This window comes from Lachnoanaerobaculum sp. MSX33 (genome assembly GCF_000512995.1).
Classification (GTDB): domain Bacteria; phylum Bacillota; class Clostridia; order Lachnospirales; family Lachnospiraceae; genus Lachnoanaerobaculum.
The window spans coordinates 37,847-56,548 of sequence record NZ_AZXX01000095.1 but is presented as its reverse complement, the minus strand read 5'-3'; the positions used below and the strand labels follow the sequence as shown (position 1 = coordinate 56,548).

The window sequence follows — 18,702 nt, the reverse complement described above, 5'->3', positions numbered from 1 at the left end:
AATATAAAAAAATCAATAAAAAATGTATACCCGCATGATACGGGTATACATATAAAAACATTTTATTTCTTCAAACACTCAACAATCTTGTCAGCCATTGCTACCGTATCAGCGTACTGATCCTCTGTAAGGAGAGATTTGATGCTGATTGTTTCCTCGGCAATATTTACCTTCTTTAACTGACCTATAATCTCACGCATGCTCTTGCCTGCCGTAAGAGCCCATGAACCGTTCTCAACCACGAAAACATCTCTGTTCTGGAAGTTATGTGCAACAAGATCCATAAGGAAGTTTTCCATAGGAGTGAAAAGTCCGCCATTGTAAGAAGATGATGCAAATACAAGTACCTTTGCTCTGAAAGCTTCTGAAATGAGGTAAGATACATCAATTGATGAAATATCAAGAACCTTTGTATTTTGGATACCTCTTTGTGCTACCAGAGTGGCAAGTAATGTTGAAAATTCTTCTGTATGTCCGTAGACGGAACCTGAGAAGATAACCACCTCATCATCCTCAGGAGAGTATGAACCCCAGGTCTGATACTTTTTGAAACATGCAAGTATATCTTCTTTTTTTCTATAAATAGGACCGTGAAGTGAACAGATAAGCTCTATATCCAAATCGGCAAGTTTCTTTAATATATTTAATACCTGTAATCCGAACTTTCCTACAATATTTGCATAATATCTTCTTGATTCCGGATACCACTCGCAATCATAATTCAACTCATCTGCGAATATATTTCCTGAGAGTGCGCCGAAGCAACCGAAAGCATCTGAAGAGAAAAGCGCTTTTGATTTCTCGTCATATACCATCATTACCTCAGGCCAGTGAACCATAGGAGCAAAATAAAATTTAAATGTATGCTTGCCTGTGCTTAATGTATCGCCTTCTTTTACTTCCAAGAATCTGTGATCCAAAGAGAAGTCAAAGAATTGACCGATCATTGTCTTAATCTTTGCATTACCTACTATCATCATTTCAGGGTGAATATTTAAAAGATCGCCCAAAGTAGCAGCATGATCAGGCTCCATATGTGTTATTACTACGTAGTCAAGGGGTCTGTCACCAAGTGTTGCTTTTAAGTTCTCAAAGAATACTCCTTCTACAGATCTGTCAACAGAGTCAAAGAGTATAGTTTTTTCATCCAATATAACATATGAGTTGTAAGACATTCCGTTCGGAATAGGATAGGCATTCTCAAAAAGTCTCTGCCTTCTGTCACTTCCACCCACATAATATAAATTGTCCTTAATACATTGTTCCTGATGCATAATTCCTCCATATACATTTGCATATATAAAGCAGCCGAAGCTACTATATTATTAAATAACTTATTCTTACTGTTTTACATCTAATAGTATAATGCAAAAGTTTATATTTGCAAGATTTTTATATAATACAATTTTATAAAGTTTTATTTTGCTGTGGGTTTTGTGGATTTAATGACTGTAAAATCAAATTTTAACGAAAATGGGCGAAATATTGTATACAAGATTTTGTTAAAAATCACCATTATCATCTTTTTAGTAAGAAAATATCAAAAAATCAATGTAAAAGGTAAATAATTTTCTTTTTTATGCTTTGCTATATTATATGAATATGGTATAATGGTGGACGGAAAATACAGGAAAATACATATGGAGGTTTTACGTATGGCAAATAAGTGGGTATACCTTTTTACAGAGGGTAACGCAACAATGAGAAATCTTTTGGGTGGTAAGGGTGCAAACCTTGCAGAGATGACAAATCTCGGTTTACCTGTACCTCAGGGATTCACAATCACAACAGAGGCATGTACTCAGTACTATGAGGACGGCGAGAAGATAAATGATGAGATCATGGGTCAAATCATGGAGAATATTACTAAGATGGAGGAAATCACAGGAAAGAAATTCGGTGATAAGGAAAATCCTCTCTTAGTTTCAGTTCGTTCAGGTGCAAGAGCATCTATGCCGGGTATGATGGATACAATTCTTAACCTCGGTCTTAACGAAGAGGTTGTAGAGGTTCTAGCTGCAAAGTCAGGTAACCCAAGATGGGCTTATGACTGCTATAGAAGATTTATCCAGATGTTCTCAGACGTAGTTATGGAAGTTGGTAAGAAGTATTTTGAGGTTCTTATCGACCAGATGAAAGAGAAAAAGGGAGTTACACAGGACGTTGACCTTACAGCTGAAGATTTGAAGGAACTTGCAAATCAGTTCAAGGCTGAGTATAAGTCAAAGATCGGTTCAGACTTCCCATCAGATCCTAAGGAACAGCTTATGGCTGCCGTTAAGGCCGTATTCCGTTCATGGGATAACCCACGTGCAAATGTATATCGTCGTGACAATGATATTCCATATTCATGGGGTACAGCAGTTAACGTACAGATGATGGCATTCGGTAACATGGGTGATACATCAGGTACAGGTGTTGCATTTACAAGAGATCCTGCTACAGGTGAGAAGAAGCTCATGGGTGAGTTCCTTATGAACGCTCAGGGTGAGGACGTTGTTGCAGGTGTTCGTACACCACAGCACATCGATCAGTTGAAGGAAGTAATGCCTGACGTTTATAACGAGTTCGTTGAGATCTGCCATAAGCTTGAGGATCATTACAGAGATATGCAGGATATGGAGTTTACTATCGAGGATAGAAAGCTTTACATGTTGCAGACAAGAAACGGTAAGAGAACAGCATTTGCCGCACTTAAGATTGCATGTGACCTTGTAGACGAGGGTATGATTGACGAGGCTAAGGCTGTATCAATGATCGAGCCTAGAAACCTTGACACACTTCTTCACCCTACATTTGATACAGAGGCTGTTAAGAAGGCTACACCTATCGGTAAGGGTCTTGCAGCTTCACCGGGTGCTGCAAGCGGACAGATCGTATTTACAGCAGAGGATGCTAAGACATGGGCTGATGCAGGTAAGAAGGTTGTTCTTGTAAGACTTGAGACATCACCTGAGGATATCGAGGGTATGAAGGCTTCACAGGGTATCCTTACAGTTCGTGGCGGTATGACATCACACGCAGCCGTTGTTGCTCGTGGTATGGGTACCTGCTGTGTATCAGGTCTTTCAGAGATCATTATGGATGAGGAGAACAAGAAGTTCGAACTCGGCGGAAAGACATTCCACGAGGGAGATGTTATCTCATTCGACGGTACAACAGGAAATGTTTATGACGGTGCTATCCCAACTCAGGAAGCTCAGATCGCAGGTGAGTTCGGAAGAATCATGGGATGGGCTGATAAGTATAGAAGACTTAAAGTTCGTACAAACGCAGATACACCTGAGGATGCAAGAAAGGCTAGAGAGCTTGGTGCAGAGGGTATCGGACTTTGCCGTACAGAGCATATGTTCTTTGAGGGCGACAGAATTGACGCATTCAGAGAGATGATCTGTTCAGATACAGTAGAAGAGAGAGAGAAAGCTCTTGATAAGATTTTACCTGTACAGCAGGGAGATTTTGAAAAGCTTTACGAGGCACTTGAGGGTAACCCTGTTACAATCAGATTCCTTGATCCGCCACTTCATGAGTTCGTTCCTACAGAGGAATCAGAGATTGAGAAGCTTGCAAAGACTCAGGGCAAGAGCGTAGCACAGATTAAGGCTATCATCGCTTCACTTCACGAGTTCAACCCTATGATGGGACACAGAGGACTTCGTCTTGCAGTAACATATCCTGAGATTGCAGTAATGCAGACAAAGGCTGTTATCAGAGCGGCTATCAATGTAGCTAAGGCTCATCCTGATTGGAACCTTAAGCCTGAGATTATGATTCCGCTTTCATCTGACGCTAAGGAGCTTAAGTACGTTAAGGATATCGTTGTTAAGACAGCAGATGAGGAGATTGCTGCAGCAGGATCAGACATCAAGTATGAAGTAGGTACAATGATTGAGATTCCTAGAGCATGTCTTACAGCTGATGAGATCGCTAAGCAGGCTGAATTCTTCTGCTTCGGTACAAACGACCTTACACAGATGACATTCGGTTTCTCAAGAGATGATGCAGGTAAGTTCCTCAATGCTTACTATGACAGAAAGATCTTCGAGAACGATCCGTTTGCTAAGCTTGACCAGGTTGGTGTAGGTAAGCTTATGAAGATGGCTATCGAGCTTGGAAAGCAGACAAGACCTGAGATCCACGTAGGTATCTGTGGAGAGCACGGTGGAGATCCTTCATCAGTTGAGTTCTGCCACAAGATCGGTCTTGACTATGTGTCATGTTCACCGTTCAGAGTGCCGATTGCAAGACTTGCAGCAGCACAGGCAGCTATTGCGGAAAAGAGGAATTAGGCAGCAATATATTTATTTTTGCAGCTTAACGGTGAGGCGAGCGGATGTGCAGGCATTTATGGCTGAACATCCTGAGTACACAAAGGCAAACAGATTTAAAGATATTGAAGTAAAAGTCTATATATAAAGTTCTGCGAGGGAAAGCATTTATTGCTTTCCCTTGTTTAATATTTGGGAATAAGCACTTTTTATAAGTGTTTGTTCCCTTTTTTATATCTATAAGGAGGTTCAATATGAACAGTACAGCGTTAAGTGCAAAAAACAATAGAAAACAGTCTATTATCTTTATCAACAAAGCACATGAAAAATTCTACTATGAAAAATTAAAAGAGGTAAAGGAACAAGATGTCTATCATAAGGCACTTTGTTATTGTCTAGGCATCAGCCCTGATACGAGAAGAAATATTAACAGTATTTATGATTTTAAGACCGGTGATATAAAGACCGAATGTTTGTGTGAGGGGTGGCAAACAGGTAGCAGTATGAAGCAAGCAATACAGATTCACTATCCTGACTACGCTAATTATAATTGTGAGATATAAGCTTTATTGGAGGTGCAAACTAATGCTGAAAATCAGATTGATGGGAACAAAGAGTGATATTGCATGGTTTCAAAAAATATTAAGCAGTAATAATAAAATAGAAGTTCTGGAGGTATCAGAGCTTTATAGCAATAAAGGAACAAAAAAATATTACAGAGCTTATGCACAAGTGAAGAAAGTAGATTTAAAAAAGACAACTAAAACGGTAGAACAATAGGAGAATTATATCATGTGTAGAGTTATAGCTATTGCAAATCAAAAAGGTGGTGTTGGAAAAACCACAACAACAAGTAACTTGGGAATTGGGCTGGCAAGTCAAGGAAAGAAGGTTCTGTTGATAGATGCAGATGCGCAAGGAAGCCTTACGGCAAGTCTTGGAATTAGGGAGCCGGATAGATTGGAAATTACACTTGCAACTATAATGGGAAACATTATTAATGATGAGGAAATAAGATCAGATTATGGAATTTTAAGCCATGATGAAGGAGTTGATTTTATACCCGGAAATATAGAACTTTCAGGTTTGGAAACTTCACTTATTAATGTGATGAGCAGAGAAACCGTACTGAGAACCTATATAGACTTGCAGAGAGAAAATTATGATTATATTTTGATTGACTGTATGCCATCCCTTGGAATGATTACAATAAATGTTTTTACTTGTGCAGATAGTATTTTAATTCCTGTACAGGCGGCATATTTACCGATAAAAGGCTTGGAACAACTTATTAAAACCATAGGGAAAGTAAAGCGTCAGATTAATCAGAAACTTGAGATTGAGGGGATTTTGCTAACAATGGTTGATAACCGTACTAATTATGCAAAAGATATCAGTAATCTGCTTATTGAAAATTACGGGAGCAAAGTTCATATATTTGAAAACAGTATTCCAATGTCGGTAAGGGCAGCGGAAATTTCTGCGGAAGGTGTGAGCATATACAAGCACGATCCGAATGGGAAAGTTGCAAGTGCATATCAGTCATTGACAAAGGAGGTGCTTTGCAATGAATAAGACAGGAAGTGCCACAAAGGTAAAGCTTAACAGCTTTGATGATTTATTCGGGATTGAGCAGCCACAGTCAGGAATAGAGCAAGTACAGGAAATTGCATTAACAGAACTTCATGGGTTCAAAGAACATCCGTTTAAGGTATTGGATGATGAAAAGATGCAAGAAATGATTGAAAGTATTAGAGAGTATGGGGTATTGATGCCGGGTATTGCAAGACCGATGAAAGGTGGCGGTTACGAAATTATCGCCGGACATCGTAGAAAATATGCATGTGAAATGGTTGGACTCTCTACAATGCCGATGTTTATTCGTGATTATACAGATGATGAAGCTACAATTATCATGGTAGATTCTAATATTCAGAGAGAAGATATTCTGCCAAGTGAGAAATCAAAAGCGTACAGAATGAAATATGATGCAATGAAACATCAGGGAAGTAAAGCAGGTGGACTTACACTTGGAGAACTTGGAGAAGCGGCAGGAGAGAGTGCAAAGACTGTTCAGAGATATATATGGATTTCACGCTTGTTAGATGACTTGCTTGATATGGTGGATACAAAGAAAATAGGCATCATACAGGCGGTTGATTTATCATTCTTATCAGAGGATGCACAGCAATGGGTTTTGGCTGTAATACAGGAAACAAATGTTATTATTACAACTCAGCAGAGTGCCATGCTCAAGGAAAGCGATAAAAAGTGGGAGCTTACACTTCCGATGGTTCGTATGCTGCTTGAAAAAGAGAAAACTGTGGAGCGAAAGGTTATTATAAAAGCAGAGCGTATCAACAGTTATTTCCCTGTAACATATAGCAGAAAAGAAATAGAGAACATTATTTATCAGTTATTGGATAACTGGAAGAACAATCAATAGAAAGGAGGAGCCGGGAATGAGTGAAATATTACAACTGGATTATTATTATGGGATTGAAGCGGAGCAGTTCTCATTCTATAGAGTTCCTCGCTTGCTTATTAAGGATGAACGATTTAAGAAATTATCAAGTGATGCAAAACTTTTATATGGTCTTATGCTTGATCGTATGTCCTTATCTATAAAAAATAAATGGTTCGATGATAATAATAGAGCATATATAATATATACCATAAGTAGTATTATGGAAGATTTGGGATGTGGAAAGGAAAAGGCTGTTAAGGTTCTTGCAGAGCTGGACAATACTAAGGGAATTGGTCTGGTAGAGAAAGTTCGTAGAGGATTGGGTAGACCGGATATTATATATGTCAAGAATTTTGCTTCGTCGGAGGGAAATGTAGATAAAAAAGAGGTAGTAAACACTGATAAAATCACTGAAGTCGGAAGATCGGACTTCAGGAAGTCGGAAAATCAAACTTCTAGAAGTCAGAAAACAGGACTTCAAGAAGTCGGAAAATCAGACCTCAAGAAGTCAGAAAATCAAACCTTTGGAAGTTCGGAAATCGAAACTCAAGAAGTTGGAGAATCGAACCCTAATTATACTAAATATAATAAAACTGATTTAAACTATATTGAGGAGAATTATATCAATCCTATCATTCAATACGGTTCAGAGAAGAATGATGTGATAGATGATGTACAGAAATGCATAGAACTGATCAAAGAAAATATCAGTTATAATCATCACATGCAATATGATAGTTATGGAGAAAAAGAACTCTATGATGAACTGTTTCAAGTAATATGTGAGGTAGTCTGTGTGAGGCGTCCAACAATCAGGGTAGCCGGAGAAGAATATCCGTATGAGCTTGTGAAATCAAGATTTTTGAAACTGGAGGGCAGTCATTTGGAATATGTGATTGAATGTATGAAGAATACAACCACTAAAATCACAAATATCAAGGCATATATGATTACGGCACTTTATAATGCAACTACTACAATAAATCATTTTTATCAGCAGGAAGTAAATCACGATATGTATGGGGGCGGCTGGTGTAAAAAGGATATTATTTAAGGTAATGCTGTTATTGCTTTTGATTGTATTGTAGAATAAAATACAAGGTATATAAAGAAACTGTGTATCTGCTTTTTTTATAACTTCTGGTCATAATGTCCAGAAGTGGGAAGGGAGAAAAAAGGTACAGATAAGCGAAGATTATAAGGTATGACGACATAAAGGTTGCAGTGGGGAAATGGTATAATAGTTATAATTTATTTAAGAATTGAGAGGTGATTTTGTGTCTAAAATAAATGTTGAAGGATCTGAAATCAGCATTATAGCCATAGATGATAAAGATTATATTTCTTTAACTGATATGGTAAGAAATATTGAAAACGGTTTAGCTCTAATCGAGAAGTGGTTAAGAAATAAAAATACCATAGAGTTTTTAGGTATTTGGGAGGAAATGTATAATCTTGATTTTAATTCCCTCGAATTCGAGGGAATTAAAAATGAAGCCGGACTGAATCGCTTTGTTTTATCGGTAAAACAGTGGGTAGAAAAAACCAATTCTATTGGTATTGTTGCAAAAGCAGGAAGATACGGAGGAACTTACGCACATAAAGATATTGCTTTTGAGTTTGCTTCTTGGGTATCCCCATACTTTAAGTTGTATTTAATAAAAGAATTTGAACGCTTAAAAGAAGAAGAACAAAAGAAGCTTGGTTGGGATATAAAAAGAAATTTGGCAAAAATCAATTATAGGATTCATACGGATGCTATAAAGAATAATCTTATACCTGAAAAACTGCCAAAGGAAAAAATCAACTTTATTTATGCAAATGAGGCTGATATTTTGAATATGGCTTTGTTTGGAATGACTGCAAAGGAATGGAGAGATGAAAATCCAAATTTAAAGGGAAATATCAGAGATTATGCGGATATATCTCAGCTTGTTTGCCTTTCTAATCTCGAAAACCTAAATGCAGTATTTATAAATGAAGGTATGAAACAGTCGGACAGATTGGAAAAATTGAATTCCATTGCAATTGAGCAGATGAAAATATTATCTGAAGCTGAAACTGTAAAAAAGCTGAAGTAAAATGAATCTTAAAAGAATCCTGTAAACAGGTGATTGGAGTAACATCTAACCACCTTTTTTCTTGTAATAAATGAAGGAGGTGAACTATTGATCAATGAAGAAGTAAGCAGACAGGTTATTGCCGTGGTAGAAAGAGGAAACATAAGATCAGCAAAAATGGTAATAGAACTTATGAAAAAAATGTTAAATATGGCAGCCAAAAAAGGTAAAAGCCTAAAGGAATTTATAGAAGAAAAGAAACCGACAACCGTAAAAGATTTGGTGAAGAAAGGGAAAGTTGAAACATTAGAACTAAATGACCTTGACTTTAAGGGCTTAAAAAGAGAGCTGAATAAAAACGGAGTAAAATTCAGCATCAAAAAAGATCTTACTACAGGAAATAACATTATCTTCTTTCAGGCAAAGGATGAAAAGGTCATGGAGCGGGCGTTTAAGGAAGCAGTAGAAAAATTTGCCGGAAAGAATAAGAAAAGAGAATCGGTAATGGGTAAACTAAATCAATTCAAAGAAAAGGTGAAAAACGCACCTAAGAAAGATAAAATCAAAGAAAAGCTTAAAGAACAGAGTTTGTAGAAGGAGGGGGAAATACGAAGATTGTAAAAGAGATACTAAAAGATATAAAAAATATATTTCATATAAGAGATAAGAAAAAGTTTGTAATTCAAAACTTACCTTATCTCTTTTTATTTTATCCGGGAAACATCCTATCAGCACATGTTAGAAGTTATATAGGTGGAGATATTTTGGATAAGATTTTTAAGGCGATTTTAGAAATTGACAAAATAAGTTTTATTCCAAGTATTCATTTAATAGATATAATGGTGGGAATAATAGTAGCAGCCCTAATCAAAGTAATTGTCTATACCAAAGGTAAAAATGCCAAGAAGTTTAGGCAAGGGAAAGAGTATGGATCAGCAAGATGGGGGAACTCAAAAGATATAGAACCGTATGTAGATGAAAAGTTTGAAAATAACATTCTTTTAACTGATACGGAAAGACTGACCATGAATGGTAGACCTAAAAACCCTAAATATGCAAGAAATAAAAATATACTTGTGGTGGGAGGATCAGGAAGCGGAAAGACCAGATTTTTTTTAAAGCCCAATCTTATGCAAATGCACTCATCCTATGTTGTAACAGATCCTAAGGGTACCGTTCTCGTAGAGTGTGGAAAGATGCTTGAGAAAAACGGATATGATATTAAAGTGCTAAATACCATAAATTTCAAAAAATCCATGCACTACAATCCATTTGCCTATCTGAGAAGTGAAAAAGATATTCTAAAGCTTGTACAAACCATTATAGCTAATACGAAAGGCGAAGGAGAAAAATCCAGTGAGGATTTTTGGGTGAAAGCAGAACGCCTTTATTACACCGCACTGATTGGATATCTTTATTATGAAGCACCGGAGGAAGAGCAAAACTTTGAAACACTGCTTGCTTTTATTGATGCCAGTGAAGTAAGAGAAGAAGATGAAAACTTTAAAAATGCCGTTGACTATATCTTTGATGCGCTGGAAAAAGAAAAGCCAAACCACTTTGCGGTAAAGCAATACCGTAAATACAAGCTTGCAGCCGGAAAAACTGCCAAATCGATTCTTATAAGCTGTGGTGCAAGACTTGCTCCCTTTGATATTGAGGAGCTTAAAAACCTTATGGAGTATGATGAGATGGGCTTAGATACTATAGGAGATAAAAAAACAGCCTTATTTATTATCATATCCGATACAGATGACACATTTAACTTTGTAGTGGCAATGATGTATACTCAGCTATTTAATCTACTTTGTGATAAGGCGGATGATGTCTATGGCGGCAGACTTCCCGTTCATGTAAGGTGTTTATTGGATGAGTTCAGTAACATCGGTCAGATTCCAAAGTTTGAAAAGTTAATTGCAACCATTCGTTCAAGAGAAATATCTGCAAGCATAATCCTTCAAGCAAAATCACAACTTAAAGCTATATATAAAGATAATGCCGATACGATTTCAGGTAATTGTGATAGTGAGTTGTTTTTGGGTGGAAAGGAAGGAACAACCATAAAGGAGTTGTCCGAGAACTTAGGAAAAGAAACCATAGACCTGTATAACACATCGGAAACAAGGTCAAATCAAAAATCTTTCGGACTGAACTATCAAAAGCTTGGAAAGGAACTGATGAGCAGGGATGAACTTAAAGTTATGGACGGTGGGAAGTGCATACTGGAGATAAGGGGAGCAAGACCTTTTTATTCAGATAAGTTCGATATTACAAAGCATAAAAATTATAAGCTGCTTTCAGATTACAACAAGAAAAATACCTTTGATATAGAAAAATATTTAAAAAGAAGAGATAAGGTCAACTTAAAAGAAGAAATGCGGGTAAAAGTAGTGGAGGTTGATAGGTAAGCTCGTGATAACTTTAGTTCAAAATGAGCAAAAGTTAATATCAAACCGAATTTTTGAAAGGATTAGTAAATGGATGAATGGGAAAAGATAGAAATGAGAATTAAAAAAGCAGGGAAGAGGTTGGGGCAGATAAAATACAGAATAAACATATTAAATAAAAAGCTTAAATATATAAAAACGAAGAATGAATTTCATAAAGCATATAGCAGCCAAAGTAAAGGATTAAGATAAATCAAATCTAAGTCTTTTTTTGTTAAAGAAAAGGAGAAATGGTTAAGTGAAAGCAATGGTAAGAAGCCCTCCGACTTCAGTTCAAAATGAGCAGAAGTCGGAATGAAAGCGATAAAATTAAATATAAAAAATATAGACAAGACTATAACAAATTAAAAAGAAGTTGTGGTCTTTTTTTGATTAAATCAAATAGAAAACGGAGAAATTATATGCAAAAAGAAATGCTTAACATCAACGGAAATCTGATTAATGAAGTAGAGATAAAAGTTATTAAGGGTAAGGACGGCGAAGTTAAAGCTGCTAATTTTACCCTATTTAGAAAGATGGGAAAGGTAGGAGAGAAAAAGAAGGAATATATAAATTGTAATGTTTACGGTGAAAAAGTCGAACTTACAAAGGACTTTGAAAAAGGCGATTTTATTCATGTTTTCGGCTATTTTAAAGAGGTTAAAAAGGAAGATAAAAGTTATAGAAACTTTATTGTAAAACATCTTAACAAGGCAGATAAGACAAAAAACACAGTAAATGAGGAGGAAGAATAATGGCATTTTTTACACAGGCGGTAGATGTATTAAAGATTTTGGTAACAGCAATAGGGGCAGGACTTGGAGCATGGGGAGTCATAAACCTGCTTGAAGGTTATGGAAATGACAACCCCGGAGCGAAATCACAGGGAATTAAGCAGCTTATGGCAGGGGGTGGAATAGTTTTAATAGGGCTGAAACTAATTCCGCTACTTGCCACTGTACTTAATTAAGATGTTGGATTTATTTGGAAAAATAGATGAGTTTTTCAAGAATATCATGATTGATGTAATTAAGGATAATCTCTCGGCAATGCTTTTAGATATTAATGAGAAAGTGGGAACAGTTGCCGGAGAGGTTGGCAAAACTCCGAGTTCATGGAACTCGGAGGTATTTGCCTTCATAAAATCAATCAATGAGAATGTTGTTTTACCCATAGCAGTAATAATCCTTACAGCAATCTGTTGTATTGAATTAATTCAAGTGGTAATGCAAAAAAACTCCATGCATGATACGGATACATTTGAGTTTTTCAAATACATCATCAAGATGTGGGTAGCTGTATGGCTTGTATCCCATGCCTTTGAGTTTTCCATGGCGGTCTTTGATGTTGCACAGGACATGGTAGGAAAGGCAGCCGGAGTTGTGGGAAGCAGTGCGAATATTGCACCGGGAGATTTTGATGCTATGGTTGATGCCCTAAAAGAGAAAAGTGTTGGAACACTCATCGGAATTTCACTTGAGACAGGACTTGTTAAAATCTCTTTAACAATACTTTCTGTTTTAATTACAGTAATCTTATACGGAAGAATGATTGAAATTTATATTTACTGTTCCGTAGCCGCTATTCCTTTTGCCACAATGGGAAATAAGGAATGGAGCAGTATAGGAACAAATTATATAAAAAGTTTGTTTGCACTTGGACTTCAAGGACTGTTTATTTTAATCTTTTTCGGGATCTATGCGGTACTTGTAAAAACCGTAAACTTTACGGATATTCATGTAAGTATTTTAAAGGTGCTGGCATACGGACTGATACTTGGAGTAATGATGATGAAGTCTGGAAGTATAGCAAAGGCTATTCTTAACAGTCATTAGATGACTTTTGTTCAAAATGAGCAAAAGTAAAAGATTGAAATGATGAAATTAAAACAGTAGGTTTAAGTAAAAATATAAGTACCGGGAGGTAGCAATGAAAATATTAAATAAAAAAATGATAATAATATTAGGAGCAGGAGTAATGCTTTTTATAGGGGTTTTGCTTGGAAAGATCATAAGCAGGAAAAAGCAGGATATATCAGTACCTTTAGATAAAGATTTTGACTTTGTAAAAATAAAAGATGATGAAAATATCTTATGTAAAGCTGATTTCGAACTTGCAGAAGAATTGCAGAAGATAAAAGAGGAAATCATCTCACTTTGGGAACATATAGAAGCGCTTTCAAATAGCGAAAAATCAAGGGAGAAAAGTTTATGGCATATGTAAAAGTACCGAAGGATCTTAGCAAAGTAAAAACAAAGGTAGCCCTTAACCTTACTAAAAGGCAGCTGATCGGCTTTAGTATAGCAGGATTATTAGGTTTTCCTGTTTATCTGTTATGTAAAAACTTTTTAAGTACGGATATTTCAATGATACTGATGAGTATAGTAGTACTTCCGATTTTGTTTGCAACGCTTTATGAAAAAGATAACCTGCCATTTGAAAAGCATTTGGCATATATAGTAAGGTTTCATAAGGCTGAAAAGATAAGGGTATATAAGATAAAAAGCATTTATAACACTGATAAGAAAGACAAAATAAAAGAGAAAATAATTATAAATAAGTCCGGCTTAAAGAGTAATGGGAGGAGAAGAATTGAATAAGGAGAAGAAGAAAAAACAGGAGCAAAGAATACAAAGGGATGAAATGGAGCTTAGGAAAAACAGTAAGGAATTATCCGAGTTAAAAAAGTTAAGCAGAAAGAATACAGGCAATAAAAAAGACGGGAAATCATTCATAAAAAAGGGATGGTTTCCTTTTCTGATAAAGTCTAAGAAAAAGGAAACCGTACAGGATACAATTCCCTATAAAAGAATGTTAAAGGACGGGATCTGTCAGGTTGAAAAGGATAAATACAATAAAACTATTCGCTTTTTTGATATTAATTATAGACTTATGGAAGAAGAGGATCAGGAGGGGATATTTGCCGACTTTTCTTCTTTTCTTAATTTCTTTGATTCAAGTGTGGAAGTGGAGTTTAACTATATTAACAGCATAGGTGAGAATGAAGAAAGGAAAGAGCTTATTAATATCAAAGAAACCGAGGATGATTTCAATGAGATAAGAAATGAATATAGACAAATGCTCCTAAATCAAAGTAGCAAGGGAAATAACGGACTGTCAAAAAATATGTATTTAACCTTTACCATAAAAGCTGAGGATTTAAAGCAGGCAAAAAGTAGATTAGAGAGAATAGAATCGGATATATTAAATAACTTTAGGCAGATGGGTGTAAAGGGCTATGTACTTGACGGAGAAGAAAGGTTAAAAGTCATTCACGATATATTAAATCCTGAGGACAGGTTTATTTTTAACTTTGAAGATTTGAAATACAGCGGACTTACAACAAAGGAATATATTGTACCGACTTCCTTTAATTTTTCAAAGCCTACCTATTTTAAGATGGGAGAAGTATTTGCAGAGGTAAACTTTCTACAGATTTTAGCATCGGATATAAAGGATGAAATGCTTTCAGAATTTTTAGAGGTTGAAGAAAATATGATCGTTACCTTTCATATCAAAGCTGTTGACAGGATGGAAGCGATTAAAAATATAAAAAGAAAAATAACCGACCTTGATAAGATGAAACTTGAGGAAAATAAAAAAGCAATCAGAGCAGGATATGATATAGATATCCTGCCAAGTGATCTTGTAACTTATGGAGCGGAGGCAAAGAACTTACTTTCTGAACTTCAAAATCATGATGAAAAGATGTTTTTAGTAACGATCCTTATTATGAGTACAGGTAAAAGTAGAACTAAGCTTGAAAATACCGTATTTACACTAAAATCCATTGCGAACAGGCACAACTGTAACATTAAAAACTTAAACTACAGGCAGGAACAGGGGCTTGTTGCAAGCCTTCCGCTTGGAATAAATGAGGTGGAAATAGAAAGAGGACTCACCACAAGTTCGGTGGCTGTATTTATTCCCTTTACAACGGAGGAACTCTTTATTAAGGGTGAAAGTTTGTATTACGGTTTAAATGCTTTAAGTCGAAATATTATCATGGCTGACAGAAAGAAACTTAAAAATCCGAACGGGCTGATACTTGGAACACCGGGTAGCGGAAAATCTTTTGCGGCAAAGAGAGAGATTACCAATGCTTTCTTGATTACGGATGATGATATCATTATTGCAGATCCTGAGGCTGAATATTCTCCGCTTGTTAATGCCCTAAAGGGGCAGGTTATTAAAATATCACCGATTTCAAAAGACTATATAAATCCCCTTGATATCAACACCGACTATGCGGATGAAGATAATCCGTTGTCATTAAAATCTGATTTTATACTGTCCCTTTTTGAACTTGTAGTTGGAGAGAAAAAGCTAAGTGCGGAAGAAATCTCAGTTATTGACAGGTGCTTGCCAATTCTTTATAAAGCCTATTTTGAAAATCCGATACCTGAAAATATGCCTATACTGGAAGATTTATATAATCTTCTTAGAAAACAGGAGGAGAAAATAGGAAAGAAACTTGCGGTAGAGATGGAGATTTATGTAAAGGGAAGCCTTAATGTATTTAATCACAGAACGAATGTAGATACAAACAACAGGGTGGTTTGCTATGACATTAAAGAACTTGGAAAACAGCTTAAAAAAATAGGAATGTTAATAATACAAGATCAGGTTTGGAACAGAGTAACAATAAATAGGACAAGTAAAAAAGCAACAAGATATTTCGTTGATGAATTTCACCTTCTTTTAAAAGAGCCGCAAACAGCCAACTATTCTATAGAGATTTGGAAAAGATTCAGAAAATGGGGAGGTATGCCAACAGGCTTAACACAAAATATCAAAGATCTTCTTGCAAGTCCGGAGATTGAAAATATCTTTGATAATACCGACTTTATTCTGATGCTTAATCAGGCGGGAACAGATAGAGATACACTGGCTAAGAAGCTTAATATTTCAAAGCACCAGCTTTCTTATGTAACAAACAGTAATGAGGGAGAAGGTTTAATCTTTTATGGAAATACCATTGTCCCCTTTATAGATCAGTTTCCTAAAAATACAAAACTGTACTCACTGATTACAACAAAATTAAGTGAGACAGGAAAAGATAAAAAGTGAGAAGCAGTATGCAAAATTCAAGATAAATACAGAATATATGGGGTTTGTAAGAAAGACTAGTGAGGTGAAAGAAATTGAGAGAGAAAAAGAACGTAAGGTATAAAAACAGTAGAGAAAAACCGTTAAATCAAGAGATAAAGCCTTTTCCATCTGAAAATCAAACAGGTTATAAAAAAGAAGATGTTAAAAATCAGTATGTTCTCATTAAAGATGATATGCCGACTGAAGTAAAAACATCTTCATCTAAGAAAACATTTATAAATCATCCGTATAGAGAGGATAAATATAAGGACTTAAATAAAGGTAGTGATTCTTATGAGATACCGGGTAAGGGAAATATAAGTCAAAATAAATCTTTTCTTGAGCCAAAAAAGGATAAAAAGGTCAGACAAAAGCAGATAGGAAGATTTTATAATAAAGAAAAAGAAACCTATGAAGATTTATCTAAAGATACGGATAAAAATATAGCTTCTAATCAGTATGATATGGGCTTTAGGAATGATAAAGCTTTACAAAAGGTATCAGCCAAGGAGCAAAGGCATAAAGAAAATGTCGCCACCATAACAACTGATAATTTTAAAAATAAAGCAAGAGCAAATAGGAAACGATATAAGAAAATCCTAAAAGAAAATCATGACAAAGAAGATTTAAGCTTAAAGAAACGTTCAAAGAAGTATTTTAAAAGTAACTTTGAAGATGAAGAATTTACAAGGACTAAGAATAAGAAAAATCCTCTAAACACAAAGGATGGAGTAAAAGAGAAAAACGGTAATAAAGGAGAAATAGCGGATAATTCAAAGCCTAAGCCTAAAGAATATTCAAAAAAAGCCAATGATAAATTTAGAAAGCAGGAAAAGAAAATTTTAAAGATTCAGCATAAAAAGCAAAGCTTTGAAAAGAAACTCAAATATAATAGCAAGGACAGCATATCTTCTAAAAGTGCAATAGTTGTGGTAGGAGCGGTAAACAGGTATCTTGAAAGTGGACAAGAGGACAATGCCGGTGTCAGTGCTGCTCATAAGACCACAGATGGCATAGAAAGTCTTGCAAGAAAAGCTCACAATCATGGAAAAAGTAGGGTGTTAAAAAGACAAAAAAGGATGGTAAGGCTCGAAAAAGATATTGAAAAACAGGAAAAAAAGCTGCTTTTTAAGAAAAATATAGAAGAGTTTAGGAAAAGTAGCGAGTATCAAAACACGTCAAGGTTAAGACAGTTTTTTAAAAGGAGGCAGTATAAAAAGCAACTTCAAAAGAAATATAATGATAAGATAAAGAATGGGCTTAAAAAATCCTTAGCAAAGGGAAGCAAAAAGTTTGCAGAATTTATAAAAGAAAGAAGTAAAAAGATAATGTTCCTAATACTTTTGGTGGTAGGAACATTTTTTATGCTCTTTCAGGCAGGAAGCATGGTGATGAATATAGGAACAGGGACAATCAGTGATACCGTTTCTACAACCTATCTTTCCTCAGAAGAGACCTTAAGGAATATCAATCAGGAATTTTCTTCTTTAGAACAGGGACTGCAAGAGGAAATGGAAAGCGTAGAGGAAACTCATCCGGGATATGATGAATATATAATAAACGGAAAAGAAAAAATCGGTCATAATGTCCATGAGTTGCTATCTTATATAACATCTCGATATGGTGTGGTAAAAGAAGTATCTGAAATAGCCGGGGAAATACAACAGCTGTTTAATCAAATGTATACATTGACCTATGATGAAGAAATTGAAATCAGATATAAAACCGTTACATCAAGCTATATTGATGAAGCGGGGAATGAGCAGACAGAAAGCCATGAAGAAGCTTATGAATATAAAAAACTTATTGTAAACTTAGAAAAAAGAGAAATGGACGATATCATCAGAGAAGTATTTAATTCTAATCCCAACAATTTAGCCCACTATGAAGCACTGCTTTCAAGTAAAGGCAATATGGAGCTTGTTTTTGGGAGCGATAACGGGGATCTATCGGAGATTATAAACAATCCCGACTTTTCAAATCCGGGAATCGCCTTTGATGATGTAACGGTTAAGGCATTGTTTAACGAAGCGGAGAAACATATAGGTAAGAAATATGTATTTGGAGCAAATGGACCGAATAACTTTGATTGTTCGTCCTTTGTATGCTGGAGTTTCACACATTCAGGAGTTAAAAATATGCCAAGAACCACTGCTTGGGGGATTTATAAAACTTATTGTAATCCCATATCTCCAAGTGAAGCAAAGGCGGGAGATATTATCTTCTTTAAAAACACTTATAACAGCAAGAGTCCGATATCCCATGTAGGTATCTATGCAGGAGACGGAATGATGATACATGCAGGCAATCCTATTCGCTTTGTAAGTATCAATACACCTTACTGGATAGAACATTTCTATGGTTTCGGTAGAGTTAAATAACAGGAGGAA

The 18,702-nt window shown here is 35.7% G+C and carries 17 protein-coding genes and 1 pseudogene; 17 read left to right on the top strand and 1 reads right to left on the bottom strand.

The genetic code is table 11. The annotated features are described in order from the left end of the window. Nucleotides 1–62: 62 nt before the first annotated feature. Nucleotides 63–1,274 carry an FprA family A-type flavoprotein gene (locus HMPREF1495_RS12240; protein ID WP_034215307.1) on the bottom strand — a complete coding sequence of 404 codons (1,212 nt, stop codon included), beginning with the start codon at nucleotides 1,272–1,274 and terminating at the stop codon, nucleotides 63–65. Nucleotides 1,275–1,655: 381 nt separating this feature from the next. Here HMPREF1495_RS12240 and ppdK point away from each other — a divergent pair, with 381 nt between their 5' ends. The 17 genes and pseudogenes from ppdK (at nucleotide 1,656) to HMPREF1495_RS12160 (ending at nucleotide 18,693) form a co-directional block, all read left to right on the top strand. Continuing rightward, nucleotides 1,656–4,289, top strand: coding sequence for a pyruvate, phosphate dikinase (gene ppdK / locus HMPREF1495_RS12235; RefSeq protein ID WP_034215304.1), 2,634 nt, complete (start codon nucleotides 1,656–1,658; stop codon nucleotides 4,287–4,289). A gap of 233 nt (nucleotides 4,290–4,522) precedes the next feature. Next, nucleotides 4,523–4,831, top strand: a complete 309-nt coding sequence (locus HMPREF1495_RS12230; RefSeq protein ID WP_034215302.1) for a DUF6075 family protein — start codon at nucleotides 4,523–4,525, stop codon at nucleotides 4,829–4,831. A gap of 22 nt (nucleotides 4,832–4,853) precedes the next feature. Continuing rightward, a complete protein-coding gene (locus HMPREF1495_RS12225) occupies nucleotides 4,854–5,048 on the top strand; it encodes a hypothetical protein (protein ID WP_034215299.1) in 195 nt (64 codons plus the stop codon). A 12-nt stretch (nucleotides 5,049–5,060) separates the two neighbouring features. Further along, nucleotides 5,061–5,843, top strand: a complete 783-nt coding sequence (locus HMPREF1495_RS12220; protein WP_034215297.1) for a ParA family protein — start codon at nucleotides 5,061–5,063, stop codon at nucleotides 5,841–5,843. After that, nucleotides 5,836–6,714, top strand: a complete 879-nt coding sequence (locus tag HMPREF1495_RS12215; protein ID WP_034215295.1) for a ParB/RepB/Spo0J family partition protein — start codon at nucleotides 5,836–5,838, stop codon at nucleotides 6,712–6,714. The genes HMPREF1495_RS12220 and HMPREF1495_RS12215 overlap by 8 nt, the downstream gene beginning before the upstream one ends. 16 nt (nucleotides 6,715–6,730) lie before the next feature. Next, on the top strand, nucleotides 6,731–7,789 hold the full coding sequence (locus tag HMPREF1495_RS12210) for a DUF6017 domain-containing protein (protein WP_034215292.1): 1,059 nt from the start codon (nucleotides 6,731–6,733) through the stop codon (nucleotides 7,787–7,789). A 223-nt stretch (nucleotides 7,790–8,012) separates the two neighbouring features. Continuing rightward, nucleotides 8,013–8,816, top strand: a complete 804-nt coding sequence (locus tag HMPREF1495_RS12205) for a KilA-N domain-containing protein (RefSeq protein ID WP_034215290.1) — start codon at nucleotides 8,013–8,015, stop codon at nucleotides 8,814–8,816. An 87-nt stretch (nucleotides 8,817–8,903) separates the two neighbouring features. Beyond that, nucleotides 8,904–9,389, top strand: coding sequence for a PcfB family protein (locus HMPREF1495_RS12200; RefSeq protein ID WP_034215288.1), 486 nt, complete (start codon nucleotides 8,904–8,906; stop codon nucleotides 9,387–9,389). Nucleotides 9,390–9,673: 284 nt separating this feature from the next. Beyond that, nucleotides 9,674–11,203, top strand: a pseudogene (locus HMPREF1495_RS12195) (VirD4-like conjugal transfer protein, CD1115 family); the annotation flags it as partial. A gap of 69 nt (nucleotides 11,204–11,272) precedes the next feature. Beyond that, nucleotides 11,273–11,434, top strand: coding sequence for a hypothetical protein (locus tag HMPREF1495_RS13935; RefSeq protein WP_198013563.1), 162 nt, complete (start codon nucleotides 11,273–11,275; stop codon nucleotides 11,432–11,434). 209 nt (nucleotides 11,435–11,643) lie between these two features. Then, the gene (locus tag HMPREF1495_RS12190) at nucleotides 11,644–11,976 is read left to right on the top strand and encodes a single-stranded DNA-binding protein (protein ID WP_008752397.1); all 333 of its coding nucleotides are present in this window, start codon (nucleotides 11,644–11,646) and stop codon (nucleotides 11,974–11,976) included. Beyond that, nucleotides 11,976–12,191: a Maff2 family mobile element protein gene (locus tag HMPREF1495_RS12185; protein WP_005541812.1), complete on the top strand. Its 216-nt coding sequence runs from the start codon at nucleotides 11,976–11,978 to the stop codon at nucleotides 12,189–12,191. Before HMPREF1495_RS12190 ends, HMPREF1495_RS12185 begins: the two co-directional genes overlap by 1 nt. Before the next feature lies 1 nt (nucleotide 12,192). Then, the gene (locus tag HMPREF1495_RS12180) at nucleotides 12,193–13,056 is read left to right on the top strand and encodes a VirB6/TrbL-like conjugal transfer protein, CD1112 family (RefSeq protein ID WP_034215282.1); all 864 of its coding nucleotides are present in this window, start codon (nucleotides 12,193–12,195) and stop codon (nucleotides 13,054–13,056) included. 94 nt (nucleotides 13,057–13,150) lie between these two features. Continuing rightward, the gene (locus tag HMPREF1495_RS12175; RefSeq protein WP_034215280.1) at nucleotides 13,151–13,444 is read left to right on the top strand and encodes a hypothetical protein; all 294 of its coding nucleotides are present in this window, start codon (nucleotides 13,151–13,153) and stop codon (nucleotides 13,442–13,444) included. Then, a complete protein-coding gene (locus HMPREF1495_RS12170) occupies nucleotides 13,432–13,821 on the top strand; it encodes a PrgI family protein (protein ID WP_034215279.1) in 390 nt (129 codons plus the stop codon). Before HMPREF1495_RS12175 ends, HMPREF1495_RS12170 begins: the two co-directional genes overlap by 13 nt. Nucleotides 13,822–13,864: 43 nt before the next feature. Then, on the top strand, nucleotides 13,865–16,291 hold the full coding sequence (locus HMPREF1495_RS12165) for a VirB4-like conjugal transfer ATPase, CD1110 family (RefSeq protein WP_051402837.1): 2,427 nt from the start codon (nucleotides 13,865–13,867) through the stop codon (nucleotides 16,289–16,291). Between the two features lie 74 nt (nucleotides 16,292–16,365). Then, nucleotides 16,366–18,693, top strand: a complete 2,328-nt coding sequence (locus tag HMPREF1495_RS12160) for a C40 family peptidase (RefSeq protein WP_034215276.1) — start codon at nucleotides 16,366–16,368, stop codon at nucleotides 18,691–18,693. The last annotated feature ends 9 nt before the right edge of the window (nucleotides 18,694–18,702 follow it).